The organism is Candidatus Eisenbacteria bacterium, assembly GCA_016867495.1.
GTDB lineage: Bacteria > Eisenbacteria > RBG-16-71-46 > CAIMUX01 > VGJL01 > VGJL01.
The window spans coordinates 1-13,656 of record VGJL01000065.1 but is presented as its reverse complement, the minus strand read 5'-3'; the positions used below and the strand labels follow the sequence as shown (position 1 = coordinate 13,656).

Here is a 13,656-nt window from a genome sequence, read left to right as displayed (position 1 = left end):
GAGAACGAAGAGGCGGGACTCATCCTGACAGATGCCGGCGATCGGGATGCCCAGCGAGCGCTCCCAGAGTCGCCTGCCATCCTCGAGGGCGTAGGCCGAGATCTTACCGGGCCGCGTGGCGACGGCGATGCCGCCTCCACCGGCGGCGAGCCCCACGGCCGCGCCGCTCATTCTCACGCGCCACCGCTCACGGCCGTTGCGGCGCTCAAGAACGATGAGACCCGGCTCCGGCGATCCCACGCAGACCGCGACCGCGCCCGGCGCCGGCACGACGGGCAGGAGCGCTTGCGACCCGAGCGACCTTTTCCAGTGGCGAGCCCCTCCGGAGGCGGAGAGGGACTGGATCCTCTGGTCGGTTCCGACGATCCAGAGCGTGTCCCCGTGGAGCGTGGGAGCCACCCCCGGCGCGTGGGTGAGGCGCTTTTCCCAGAGAACCCTCGGCGTCTGGGAGACGGCCACGCCGGGCAAGAACCCCACCGCGATCGCCGCCGACAGCCCGAGCAGGCGTCCCGACCTTCTCAATAGTTCCACCCGATGAAGAAATCCCATCGATTCCGACCGTCGATCTTCTCGAAATCGGTTCGCCAGGCGAGATCGAGTCGGAACACCATGATCCCGCCGAGACCCATCCGCAGTCCACCTCCCAGGCTTCCGTTCCACGGCAGATCCCAGCCCGAATCCCACACCGTCCCCGCGTCGGCGAACAGAGCGCCTTGCACCTGAGGAAACTCGAGGGCCCCCATCGGAACCTGCAACATCCAGCGCTGCACGACAGGGAAACGGACTTCCTGGTTGATGAGCAGGCTCCGCCGCCCCTCGAGCCCACGTCTCGGATAGCCACGGAGATTGAGCGACCCGCCGAGGAAGAAAGTCCGGGGATTGGGCCCGCCGCTCACGAGGCCCTGCGTCCGCAAGGCGTAGGCGCTGTAGGTCCCCAGTCTCACGTATCGCCTGTAATCGGCGAGGAGCAGCACGCTCTCCCGCTTGCCCTGCCTGAGGTCCATCGTGGCGCCGAGGGTCAGGTTCATCCGATGCCCGTCGATCGGGCCGGTCGGGAGCCAGAGCGCGGTGTCGCGGATCCAGGCCACGCTGTGCTGCGCGACAGGGCCGGTCCGCTTGAATCCCGTCGCTTCCCGCTCCGTCTCCGCATAGGCGAGTCCGTTCACAAGCTCGAACCTCTGAAACTTGGAGAGGGGGTAGATCAGGATCGAGGAGGCTCCTGCCCGGCGATCGTGGTATGGAAGCCCGTTCTCGTCGAGGTAGTCCCCGACGAAGTGAAAACCGGAGAGGCCGTAGTTGAGCCTCCGCGAGAGGTTCACATAGCTCGCGCCCGCCGAGAAGTTCTTGATGAAGCTCTCGGTCGAGAAGGTGGCGTTGCCGAGCTGGACGAAGAGCAGATGGTTCCCCATCATGTCGGCAAGGAGGATCTGCACTCCCTCGCCCCCGCGGAAGTTCGGATCGAGAGCGACGCCCCCCTGAGCGATCTCGAGGGAGAGCTTCGAGCGGTAGCGCGCCTCTTTGACGGCAAAATCCGCCGGCCTCGAGCGCCAGCTCCACGGAGGTCTCTCGCTCGGGGAGAGGGACGCGAGCCGGGACGAATCGGCGCGTTCGCGCGCCGGCAGCGCCGCGGCGTGAACCCGAAACTGCCCCCCCTGGTAGCAGGAGAAGAGCAGCGTCCGTCCGTCGGAGGCGAGCCTCGGATCGGTGAGCCCCTCGATGCCCGAGAGCGCCTTGCCCCCGCGGCCATCGGGGCTCACGCGCCAGATCGACGAGAATCCCTCCCGGTCGCTCGAGAAGAGGATCTCCTTCCCGTCAGGCGACCATGAGGGCGCGCGATCCCTCCAGAGACCGCGCGTCAGATAACGAATCGATCGGTCGCGGAGATCGAGCAGGAAGAGATTCCTGCCGGCTCCGTCGCCCGGTCCGCGATCCGATGCGAAGACGATCCTCTCGCCGTCCGGCTCCCAGCTCGGGTCTGCGTCTTCGTATCGGTCCGCCGTCAGCCTATCGAGGAGCCCGGACCGGCGGTCGAACAGATAGAGGTCCGAGTCACCGGCGCGGGAGAGGCCGGAAAAGACGAATCGCCGGTTGTCGCAAGCCCAGCTCGGGCTCCTGAGGCCGACGAGCCCCTCGAAGGCGTGATCCTCGATCACCCTCCCGCTCTCGAGCGAATAGACATAGATGACATCCTCGCCGCCCCGTTTGGAGACGAAGAGCAGCTCCCCCGAGCGGTTGACATCCATCCGCGCGCGGAAGGGGTGCAGCGATTCGAAGCGGGCGTGCCTCTCGCCCCTGACGACGGCGCGCACCCGCTCCTCGCGCCCGTCGAGCGACGCGGCGTAGATGTCGGTGTAGCCGGTTCGCGGCGAGAGGAAGAGGTAGCTTCCCTCGAACCCCTTCACTCCTGCCGGCACCGGGACCGGGCTCAGATCGACCGGGCCTCGGGTGAGCTGGCGGCTGTGAAAGGCGATCGGCTCCTCCTTCGTCACATCGGGGTAGTAGCGCCGCCTCATCTCGTGGACATAGCGGTCGTTCAGTTCCTCGAACGGGACGCCGGTCGCTTGCGCGAGCGCCTCCTCGAACCCGCCTGACAGGCTCAAGGCGTCGTAGACGGCGCGGATCATGTCGGGGCCGTAGGTGTCGGCGAGAAACTCGACCGCCGAGTGCCCGAGCTTGTAGAGCGTATAGGTGCCGTCATAGCGCCAGAAGTCCTTCAGCGACGGCAGCCGGCCGGTGAAGACGAGATCGCGCAGGATCATGTCGGCTTCGGAGTCGCGCCGCTCCGAGCTGTAGACTGCCAACCCCTCGATCCACCAGAGCGGCGGCGAGGGGAGCGCGTTCCTCGCGCGGCGCGCGTAGCTCATCTGTTCCATCGAGAGCTGGAAAACATGGATGAGCTCGTGGTGGATCGTCGTCCGGAACTCGTCCAGGGAGCCGCCGAAGGGGATCAGGACCCGCCCGCGCCCGAACTCCGTCAGCCCGGCGACTCCCTCCGGGAGGAGAAACGGCGTCACGTTCGTCTGCTGGAAATCCTGGTGGCTGCTGTAGATGATCAGAGGAATCCGCCGCTCGACCTCGTGGACAAGGAGCCGGCGCAGGCGGTCGTACCCTTCCTCGGACATCTCGAGGGCGATGCGGGCCAGCTCCTCCTCTTCGGGATAGAAGTAGAGCCTGAAGTGCTCGCTCTCGAGGACCCTCCACTCGAACCGGTTGTACTGGACCTTGTTCTTGCCGAAGGTGAGATACTGGCCAGCCGCGGTAGGGGCCCAGACGAGGAGCCAGGCGGCTGCGAGGGCCAGGATCGTGGCGCGCCGACGACGCGTCGGCATCCTATCGGGCGTCCGGTTCACATCCTCATAGTAGATGGGTTCGACGACATCTGCGAGGCTCGCATGCAGCATCTGCTCGGCCCGGCCGTCTTCACGGGACGCCGGCCTGGTCCGAGGGGGTGCGCCGCAGCGAGCTGCGCTATGCGCCGAGCGAAGGCGCACCCGAGGACCCAAGCCCGGCAAACCGTGCAGGTGGAGCGGCGGGTTCCCGGAGGCGTCAGAACGTCACGTAGCCGCTGATGTAGCGGTCTCTGTCGGCCTGGAGCGAGCGGATCTCGCGCGGCGAGAGCATTCTCAACGCGCGCCCCGGGTCTGTCACGTAGGCGGGCTCGACTCCCCCCCCTCCCGTCGACACCAGACCCAGACCGCCGGGGAGCTTCGCCCGCAGACGGATCCTCGGCTCGCCCCGCAGGGGCCGGGCGCCGCCCGCGCCTTCCATCCGCTCCGCCTTGCGACGCGAGGAGAGGATGCTCGCGGGGCGAATCAGCCGCGCGTCGGCGAGCTGCCGATCCGATGCGAGGGCGTCGAAGCGATAGGACGAGAGCTCATAGGCGTTGTCGAGGAAGGCGGGCATCATGATCACTCGATCGGGCGAGCCGGAAGCGGGCGCGTCGCGATCGAGGTAGATGTCCATCGAACCGCCTCGGGACTCGAGGACCACGATCTCGAGCACAGGCTCGGGCGTCGCGAAGGCGATCTCCGGACTCACAGGGAATCGATGCCACTGGCGGTAGTAGTCGAGTCCGACGCTCGAGCATCCCCGCCGCTTGCGGACGAAGCCGTCGAGGTGGCGCTCGACGGAACGGAGGATCCGCGCGTAACGATCCCCCTCCTCGTGGATCCTCTGATCCAGGAGGAAGCTCTCTCGCCCGCTCCGCGGCCGCCCATCGATGCGGGCCACCTCCGTTCCTGAGAGGCGGATCGAAAGGGTCATCTCCCCGCGGACCGAAGGGAGCATGTCGGCGACGATCTCGGCCGAGGCGAAGTCCTTCCCGGCGATCCCCCCGGGGAGCAGAAGGGCGAGACGGACCCCATCGCCGGGGCGGCGCAGCGTGATCCGCCGGGCATCCGGGTCGGCGTCGTTGGCGACCGTCCCCGCCGCGATGACGCCGATGGGGAGCAGCACTAGGAGCGCGCGGGCGATCCAGAGCGGCCTGTCCGCAGGACGGATGGCCCATGCCGGCCCCTGCCGGCCGGCCCGCAGCCGATGGAGAAGCTGCCGTGTCAGCCGGAGCGCGCCCTGCGCCGCCCCCGCTCCATAGAGCATCCCGAAGGGGAGCGCGGGGATGTTGTAGCGGCTCACGAGGTGCGTCGTCGCGAAGAGGAAGGTCAGGAAGATCGGGACCGCCGCAGGCAGCCAGGCTCTTCCCCCGCCCTTCCCGAGACAGAGAGCGAGCCCCGCCAGCGCGGCGATCGCGAGGGCCGGCTGGAGCCGAATCGGCGGAGGCATCTCGATCGGCCCCGCCCGGACGAACGTTTTCGTGGCGGGGAAGCGCCAGTAGATGCCCGCCTTCGCGATCATCAGCGCGAGCATTCCTCCGGGGTCGCCGCGCAGGGTCGCGAGGAACGCTTCCCTGTACATCGCCCCCTTCTGTTCCCGCTGGGGGTACGCCCCGGCCCGCCGCGCGCCCTCATAGAGCTCCGGCGTCGCAGCGTCGCCGATCCCGACCGTCTCCCATCCTCGATCCGGCAGATAGTTGCCCCGATAGACCCAGAGCCAGTCGTCCCCCTGTCCCTTGAGCGGATTCGGCGAGAGATGGAATCCCCAGAGGAAGACGAGCCAGACGATCTGCGTCGCTCCCCAGCCCGCGAGCCTCCACCCGGCCCGGCGCAGCCGGACCCCGCGCGGGCCGCTGCGCTCGATGAGAGCCTCGAGGACGATCCATGGAAGGGCGAGGAATCGAAGCGGCGTCTTCGTCAGAACGAGCAGACCGATCATCGCGCCGCCCAGGAACCAGCGGCTGCGGCGCTGCGCGCCCGCGGTCCGCACGAACGCGTAGGCCGCCGCAAGCCCCGCCGTCGCCATCGGGATCTCTGTCAGGATGGCCGTTCCATGGAGCCAGTGGGCCGGCCACAGGAGGAAGAGAATCGCTCCGACGAGGCCCGCCGGCACGCCGAAGATCTCCCTGGCCAGAGCGAAGAGAAGAGCCGCTCCGAGCGCGAAGAGCAGCAGGGTCAGAAACCGGCCCGCCGCGACATCATCCCCCGGGAGGATGTAGAAGAGCCCGAGCAGGGCGGTGTAGGCCGGGGCATGCTGGAGGACCCAGGAGTCGAACCCGATCCGCTGGAGATCCTCATGGCGCGCCCCCCGCGTGATCCAGAGCCCCGCGTAGTGCGCCGGGTGGGCGTAGAGCGCCTTGAAGCCCTGCCCGATCGCGTGGTACTTCGCGCTGTCCCCCTCGACCGGATAGAGATCAGACGCCGGGCCGGCGAGCCGCAGCGATCCGATCAGCAGGCCGAGGAGGAACAGGCAGATCGGGATGATTCGCCGCTGCGTCATCTGCGCCGGAGAGGTGTGACGGGGAGCCGGCCGTAAGCCGAGTTCTGTTGCGGAACGAATCCCGCGACGGTCATTTGTCTGGGACGGGCGTCTCCGCCCGCCTCGAGCGACCTAACCCGGGAGTTGTGGCGAGACGGGCCATCTCTCCTCCTCTATTCGGTCTTGCTCCGGGTGGGGTTTGCCGAGCTACCCGCGTCGCCGCGGATACTGGTGAGCTCTTACCTCACCGTTTCACCCTTACCCTGCACCGTCGAACGCATCGATGCACCCTTCCGGGCCGATGCGGCTCCGCCGGTTTGCGCAAGGCGGTCTGTTCTCTGTGGCACTTTCCTTGGGATCGCTCCCACTGGGGGTTACCCAGCACCCTGCCCTGTGGAGCTCGGACTTTCCTCAGGGCCCGAGGGCCCCGCGACCATCACACCGGCTCCCCATCGCCATGATCCTACCGCAACCTGAGCGAAGACCCAACAGCCCGCGATCCGCCGCGATCCGCTCAGTCGGTCCCGGGTGCCACGAGGATCCGCCCGCACCCCTCGCAAATGATCACGTCGCGAGAGCGCCGGACTTCCTGGAGCCGCTGGGGCGGCAGGGCGTAGCCGCATCCTCCGCAGGCGCCCGCGTCCACTCCCACGATCGCCAGATCCCCCTTGCTCTTCCTGATCCTCTCGTACTTCGCGCGCAGAGGGGCCGAGAGCCTCTCCACGGCGGGGACCCGCTCCCCCTCCCTCTCGTCGAGCGCGGCCTGGACCTCGGCCTGCTCCGCGCGGAGCCTCCCCGCCGCGCCCTCGTGCTTGCGCCTCTCCTCGTCGACGATCGCCTGCAGGCGGTCGATCTCCTTCTGGATCGCTTCCTCTTGGACGAGGATCTCGAGGATCTTGTCGTCGTTCTGGGAGGCCTTCTCCCTCATCGCCTCGATCTCGCGGAGGTTCGCTTGGTATTCCTGGTTGTTCCGGATCCGGTACTGCTTCTCCTCGAACTCCCTCCGGCGGGTCTTCGCCTGCTCGACTTCCCTCTCCGCGGCCCGGCGGTCGAGACGGAGGTCCTGGAGCCTCCTCTGCTCCTCCTCCAGGATGTCCTGATGGACCTTGATCTCCTTCTCCAGACGCTCGAGCTCGCGCGGGATCACGACCGCGCGCTCCCGCAGACGATCGATGTCCCGGTCAAGAACCTTCAGGGAATGCAGAACTCTCAGATCTTGTGCGCCTATCATCGCTCTCCGCTTTCCGCGAATCCTCTCAGAATTGCGAAGGGGTAGCCGATCTGGCTACCCCCTGGTCGCGAACTCCTCGCAAGCCGGGTCGCCCGGCTGTCCTCGGTCGGAGGGATGGTGGGCGGAACAGGACTTGAACCTGCGACCCCCGGCTTGTGATGCCGATGCTCTGCCAGCTGAGCTATCCGCCCATGCCATCGTTCGCCCTCACCTCTTGGGCCCACTTGGATTCGAACCAAGGACCGACCGGTTATGAGCCGGCAGCTCTGACCCCTGAGCTATGGGCCCCGACCGGCTAACTCCCGGGAACCGGACGGTATCAGACACTCCCCGAACCGTCAAGCAACCCGGGCCTAGGTCATCTCCATGAACGCCTTCAGGCGTCTCTTGCGCGTCGGGTGCTTGAGCTTCCGCAAGGCCTTCGCCTCGATCTGCCGGATCCTCTCCCGCGTGACGTTGAAGAGAGCGCCCACCTCCTCGAGGGTCCGCGGGCAGCCGTCCTCCGTCAGCCCGAAGCGCAGCCTGATCACGCGCGCTTCGCGCTTTGTGAGCGTCTCCAGGACCTCGTTCACTTCCTCGCGGAGCATCGCGAAGGTCGCAGAGTGCGCTGGCGAGACGACGCTCGTGTCCTCGATGAAGTCCCCCAGGTTCGAGTCGTCATCCTCCCCGATCGGCCGGTCGAGGGAGATCGGCTCCTGGGACGCCTTCAGAACCAGCTTGATCTTGTCGACCGGCATCTTGAGCCGCTCGGCGATCTCCTCCGAGGTCGGCTCCCGGCCCAGGTCCTGGACCAGACGCCGCGTCGTCCTCACGACCTTGTTGATCGCCTCGATCATGTGGACGGGCACCCGGATCGTCCTGGCCTGGTCTGCGATCGCGCGCGTGATCGCCTGTCGGATCCACCAGGTCGCGTAGGTGGAGAACTTGTATCCCTTGCGGTAGTCGAACTTGTCGACGGCCCGCATCAAGCCGCTGTTTCCCTCCTGGATCAGATCGAGGAATTCGAGGCCCCGGTTGGTGTAGCGCTTGGCGATCGATATCACCAGGCGGACATTGGCCTCGATCATCTCCTTCTTCGCCTGGTCGCGTCGCATCTCCCCGTCGGAGATCAGGTGAACCACATCCTGGAGGACGGCGCGGTCCATCCGGATGTCGTTCTCCATCCGCCGGATCTTGCGCTTCTCGGCCTTGAGCTCCGTGTCGAGCCGAGTGATCTCCGCCCGCAGGGCGGTCGACACGTCATCCTTGGGAACCGCCCGCGAGCGCGGCGCCGCCTTCTTGGCGGCCGAGCCCTTCGCCTTCGCCGCCCGGCCGCTCTTCATGGCGGTCTCCTTGAGACCGGCAAGCTGGCTGCGGCGCTGGCTAATCTCCTTCTCGAGAGCGGCGATCTTCTGCTCCGCCTCGCGGAAGCGGTCGAGCTCCCGCTTGAGCCGCGCCGAGAGGCGCTCGATCAGCTTCTGGCTGATCTGCAGCTTCAGCACATCCTCGACCAGCCTTCGCTCCCTCTTCTGGAACTCGGCCTGAAGCTGCAGCCTCTTCTGCGCGGGGGCGCGCTTGTCGGCCACCACCTTGGCCTCGATCCAGCTGGAGTAGTCCTTCAGGATCCTCGCGACTCCCACCGTCGCGCGGCGGAACTCCTTCTTCGGGGAGACCTCGGCATCCCAGTTGCCCATGTCGAGCTGGATGACGTCGCCGAGCTGGCCCTTGCCGGCCCGCAGCTTATCTGAAGCCGCCTCGATCTCCCGGATGGCGATCGGGGTCTTGAACATCGTGCCCGCGATCTGGTGCTCCGCGGTCTCGATCCGCTTCGCGATCTCGACTTCCCCTTCTCGATCGAGCAGCGGCACGCGCCCCATCTCGCGCAGGTACATGCGGACGGGGTCGTCGTAGCGCACGGCGGGAGTGGGCTGCAGGCGGGCGTCCTTGCGGGCCGCGTCGGGCGTCGCGCGGAGATGCTTGAGCTCGCGCTGGGCGTCCTCGAGCGACTCGAAGATCCGAATCTGGAGGTCGCGAAGAAGCACGAACGCCTCGTCCATCTGCTCGACCATCTGGTCGGGTGGACCGGCGCTGTTGACTGCGGTTTCGATATCCTCGTAGGTGACGTAACCTTGCCGGAGGGCGAGACCCTTGAGGGCCTGCAGGTCCGCCCCCCGCGGTCGCTCCTTCATGCTGGATGGGCTCCTTTCCGGCACGTTTTCTAAGAATGCCAGCTCATCGGCGAGTTGTCTAGGGAAAGTTGCTCTTCCGCTCGCCGTCGGGCGCTTCCGTCTCCCGGAGCGCCGCGGCGAGGTCCTGCTTCTCCTTCAGAAGCGAGACGATAGGCTCGCCCCTCTCTTCGGCGCGGCGGATCCGGTCGGTCAGATCGCGCATCCGCCGCTGGAGTCCGAGCGCCCTCAGCCGCGGGACCAGATCCACCGGGACCTCCGCGACCGATCCTGTCTCTCCGTGCAGAAAGTCGAGACCTCGCCAGATGTCGGGATCCTCGCTCGCGCTCGAGAGAAGCGCGGCCTCGTCGACGATGCCCTCGAGGTATCTCTCCGCAATCCAGGCAAGCAGATCCCCGCACCTCGAATCGATCTCGGGGATCTCCGCGCACGCTTCCCGGAGCTCGGCTGCCAGGGAAGGGCTCGCGACAGCCACGGCCACGATCTGTCTCTCCCTCTGCCCCATGGGCCGGCGTTCGGGCGAGGCCGCCGCCGGGGCGATCGGTTGGGGACGCGACGCCGTCCCCGGGCCGGCGCGGCCGATCGCTTCATAGATGCGCGCCTCCCGGATCCGGAAACGCCCGGCGGCGTCCTGCACCCAGAGGTCGCGGACCAGGGGATCGGTGATCTTGCGCAAGAGATCGGCCACGCGGGAGAGAACGACCTCGGGCGCGAGCCCCTCCTCTCTCACATGCTCCTCGACGTATTGCAGCGGCGTGTAGCTTCTCGACAGAGCCTGTCGCACCGCCGCGGGCCCCTCGGCGCGGACCCAGCTATCCGGATCGAGCCCCTTCGGGCAGAGGGCCACCCGCACCCCCGGATGCACCGGCACCGCCGCATCCAGCGCCCGCAGGACGGCGGTCCGACCCGCGGCATCCCCATCGAAGAGGAGGACCCAGCGCTCCGCGTAACGCCTGAGAAGCATCGCTTGCTCCGCGGTCAGGGCGGTTCCGCAGCTGCCAACGACCCACCCGATGCCGGCGGTCGAGAGGCTGATGACATCGAAGTAGCCCTCGACCACAAGAACGTTCTCCTCAGCCCGGATGGCATCGCGCGCCTGCGAGAGTCCGAAGAGAATCGCCCCCTTCTTGTAGAGAGGAGTCTCCGGCGAGTTCAGGTACTTCGGCTCTCCATCGCCGAGGAGCCGGCCGCCGAAGGCGACCGGCCGCCCGCCCGGCGTGCGGATGGGGATCATCACACGCTCGCGGAAGCGATCGTAGAGTCCCCGCTCCCCCTCAACGACAAGCCCGGCCGAGAGCAGGACGCGTTCGGGCAGCAGGCGCCGCGCGTGTTGCAGGAGGGCGTCCCAGGAGGCCGGCGCCCAGCCGAGGCCGAATCGAGCGATCTGCTCCTCGTCGATGCCCCTCCGCATGAGGTAGTCGCGGGCGGGGCCTCCTTCCTGCGACCGCAATCGATCGCTGAAGAAGCTCGCGGCGACCTCGATCGCCTCGCCGAGGCGGTCATCCCCCTCTGCCGCTCCGGGGAACCGCCGGCGGGGAATCTCGATCCCCGCTCTCTCCGCGAGCATCTTGAGGGCGTCGGGGAAGGTGACCTTCTCCATCATCATCAGAAAAGTGAAGACATCGCCCCCCTCGCGACAGCCGAAGCAGTAGAAGGTCTGGTTCTCCTGATTCACGAAGAAGGACGGGGTCTTCTCCGCGTGGAAGGGGCAGCGTCCCTTCCACCGCTTCCCGGCCTTGTGCAGCTCCAGAAAGGGGGAGATCACGGCGAGGATGTCGGTCGCCAGCCTCACCTGCTCGACGAAGGGGTCGCTTCCCCTGAGTCCCATCCTGGCACCCCGTTCTCCGCGGCGGGCCCGGGCGCCCCCCGCTCGATCGCGCGCCTCGCGATCCCACATCCCGCGGAGCCTCCTACTTCCTACTGCCCGCGGGATCCGCCTCTTCGTCCTCAGACCTCGGTTGAGCGCAGACTCACGATCGTCGCGCCCCATCCACCCTCATGCGGCTCGCCGGTCCGGAAGGAAACCACGAGGGGGCTCGCCGCGAGAAACTCCTCGATCGCACGCTTGAGCTTCCCGGTTCCCTTGCCGTGGATGATCCGAACCTCCGGAGTCCCCGCCAGGGAAGCCCGATCGATGTAGCGCTCGACTTCCAGAGTCCCTTCTTCCACGGATCGGCCCCGCAGATCGATCTGCCTCTCGACGGGCGCGACGCTTTCCGGACCACGGACGGCATCCCGCCCGCGCGTCGGGGAGATGAGCGGACCTCCTGCGGGGGCCTCGGAAAGTGTGCTGCTGTCGACCAGGAACCGCAGCGTGCCATGCGCAATCCAAACCCTTTCGTTCCCTTCAGGTTCCGACTCGATCCTGACGTGGGACTTCAGGTCCGCGCTCCAGGCCAGACGGCCCGGCTGGAGATCCGCCCGGCGCAGGGGCCTCAGGGCAGGGTCTCTCGGGGAACGAAGGCGCGACCGGACTCGCTCGAGACCCTCCTCGGCGGTCTTGATCTCGGCCGCTTCGATGCGGCCTCGCTCCTGGAGGGTCCGTTCCGCTTCGACACGCATCCGCCTGATTTCGTTTAGGAGATTCTCCGCCTCCGCGACCGTCCTCCCCCCCGCCTCGATCCGGCCCTGCCGGAGCTGGTGGAGCCTCTGCTTCAGCCTCTCCGCCTGCTGCTCCCTGCGGCGTGTGGCCGCCTGCAGCTCCTCCTCCGCGATCCGAACTCGGGACTCCTGCTCTTCGAGAAGCGCCTTCTGGCGCTCCAGATCCCCGAGAAGCTCGTCCAGCTTGGCCGCCCACCGCGACCGGTACGACTCGGCCCTCGTGACAAGCTCGCCGGGTGGGAGGATCTTCTGCGCCAACTCGAAGGCGCGCGAGCGACCGGGCGAGCCGTGGCAGAGCCGATAGGTGGGCCTCTGCGTCGAGGGATCGAACTCCATCGCCGCGTTCCCCATCCTGGGATGCTCGTGGGCCAGGAGCTTGAGCCCTGAGAGGTGGGTCGTCGCCAGGACGAGACACCCCCGATCGGTGAGAAGCTCCAGGAGGGCGCGCCCGAGGGCCGCTCCTTCATCCGGATCGGTTCCGCCCCCCAGCTCATCGAGCAGGACAAGGGAGCGCCCGGTGGCCTCGCTCCATGCGAGGGCGATGTTTCTCAGGTGTCCCGCGAAAGTGCTCGTTTCCTGCTCGATCGATTGCTCGTCGCCGAGATCGACGTAGATTCCGTCCACGACCGGCAGATCGGTCCCGTCCCCCGCCGGAACCATCAGACCGCTCTGCGCCATCGCTGCGAGAAGACCCACCGATTTCAGGGCGACTGTCTTCCCTCCCATGTTCGGCCCGGAGAGAACCATGGTCCTCGCGGCGCCGGCGAGCTCGAGGTCGAGGGGCACGACCGCCGCGCCGCCCGCCCGCTCGGATTCCGCAAGGAGCGGGTGGCGCGCCGCGACCAGGCGAAGCCGATCGCCATCGTTGAAAGCCGGAACCCTGCCGTCCAGATCGAGGGCCAGCTGGGCGCGCGCGCGCAGGAGATCGAGAACGCCGCAGGCCGCGTACCCGCGCCGGATCTCGGCCGCTCGATCCCTCAGACGGCCCGTCAGTTCGTGCAGGATGCGGACGCGCTCCTCGTGCTCGCCCGCCTCCATCTCGGCGATGGCGTTGTTGCGCTCGATCGCCTGCAGCGGCTCGAGGAAGAGGGTCTGGCCCGAGCCGGAGTGGCCGTGGACGATCCCTTTCAGGTGCGCCCGGTCCTGGGCCTTCACGGCCAGGACGTAGCGCCCCTCCCGGAGCGTCACGAAGCTCTCCTCCGGGCGACTCGTCTCGCGCCGCGCCAGGGCCGCGAGCGCCTCGCCCGCCTCGAGCCTCTGGTCGCGCAGGCTCTGTCGGATGCGGGCCAGGTTCGGCGAGGCGGTGTCGAGGAACTCCCCCGACGGATCGAAGACCTCGTCGATCCTCTTGACGAGCTGGCCATGATCCTCGAACTGCGCGGCGATCCGGTGGACGTCCGGAAAGCGCTGCTCGATCTCGGGCCTGCCCAGGGTTCGCCGGACGCGCGAACTCAGATCCAGGTAGCGCCGCAGCTCGAGGATCTCCAGCGGGTCGAGGAGATCCTCTTCCATGAAAAGCCTCGCGATCAGCGGCTCGAGCTCGCCGATCTCGATAGGCCCCGGGTCGTATCCGGCGATCCAGAGGTCCCGCATCTGGCGCACGCAATCGAGCTCGCCCTCGACCGCGGCGCGATCGACGCACGGACGCAGGGCAAGCGCCCCCTGGCGGCCCCGCGCCGAGTGGGCGCGTTCGGCGACCATCTGGCAGACCTTGGGAAACTCCAGCAGACCTAGTACGTGTTGGTTCACGAAAGTGGCCGGCCCGGCGCGACCGGGCCGGCCTCGATAGGCGGTTTGGCCCGGATCTACCGGTACGAGCTCCGGCTCGAAGTGCCCTTTCTCCGAGCGGCG

The 13,656-nt window shown here is 67.7% G+C and carries 7 protein-coding genes, 2 tRNA genes and 1 other RNA gene; all 10 read right to left on the bottom strand.

The genetic code is table 11. The features are described from left to right. Window positions 1–549: hypothetical protein (locus FJY88_07745; GenBank protein ID MBM3287224.1), on the bottom strand; the 549-nt coding region annotated here is incomplete at its 3' end. Continuing rightward, window positions 519–3,401, bottom strand: a complete 2,883-nt coding sequence (locus FJY88_07740) for a hypothetical protein (GenBank protein MBM3287223.1) — start codon at window positions 3,399–3,401, stop codon at window positions 519–521. The genes FJY88_07740 and FJY88_07745, both read right to left, overlap by 31 nt. A 145-nt stretch (window positions 3,402–3,546) precedes the next feature. Next, a complete protein-coding gene (locus FJY88_07735) occupies window positions 3,547–5,829 on the bottom strand; it encodes a glycosyltransferase family 39 protein (GenBank protein MBM3287222.1) in 2,283 nt (760 codons plus the stop codon). A 17-nt stretch (window positions 5,830–5,846) separates the two neighbouring features. After that, an RNA gene (gene rnpB / locus FJY88_07730) (RNase P RNA component class A) lies at window positions 5,847–6,258 on the bottom strand. 64 nt (window positions 6,259–6,322) lie between these two features. Further along, on the bottom strand, window positions 6,323–7,039 hold the full coding sequence (locus tag FJY88_07725; GenBank protein MBM3287221.1) for a hypothetical protein: 717 nt from the start codon (window positions 7,037–7,039) through the stop codon (window positions 6,323–6,325). A 115-nt stretch (window positions 7,040–7,154) separates the two neighbouring features. Continuing rightward, window positions 7,155–7,230 (bottom strand) — tRNA-Val (locus FJY88_07720). 24 nt (window positions 7,231–7,254) lie between these two features. After that, window positions 7,255–7,327 (bottom strand) — tRNA-Met (locus tag FJY88_07715). A gap of 65 nt (window positions 7,328–7,392) precedes the next feature. Further along, window positions 7,393–9,207: an RNA polymerase sigma factor RpoD gene (rpoD, locus tag FJY88_07710; GenBank protein ID MBM3287220.1), complete on the bottom strand. Its 1,815-nt coding sequence runs from the start codon at window positions 9,205–9,207 to the stop codon at window positions 7,393–7,395. A gap of 58 nt (window positions 9,208–9,265) precedes the next feature. After that, complete coding sequence (gene dnaG, locus FJY88_07705; GenBank protein ID MBM3287219.1) at window positions 9,266–11,194, bottom strand: DNA primase; 1,929 nt, start codon at window positions 11,192–11,194, stop codon at window positions 9,266–9,268. After that, window positions 11,152–13,554, bottom strand: a complete 2,403-nt coding sequence (locus FJY88_07700; protein ID MBM3287218.1) for a hypothetical protein — start codon at window positions 13,552–13,554, stop codon at window positions 11,152–11,154. Before FJY88_07700 ends, dnaG begins: the two co-directional genes overlap by 43 nt. Window positions 13,555–13,656 lie beyond the last annotated feature (102 nt).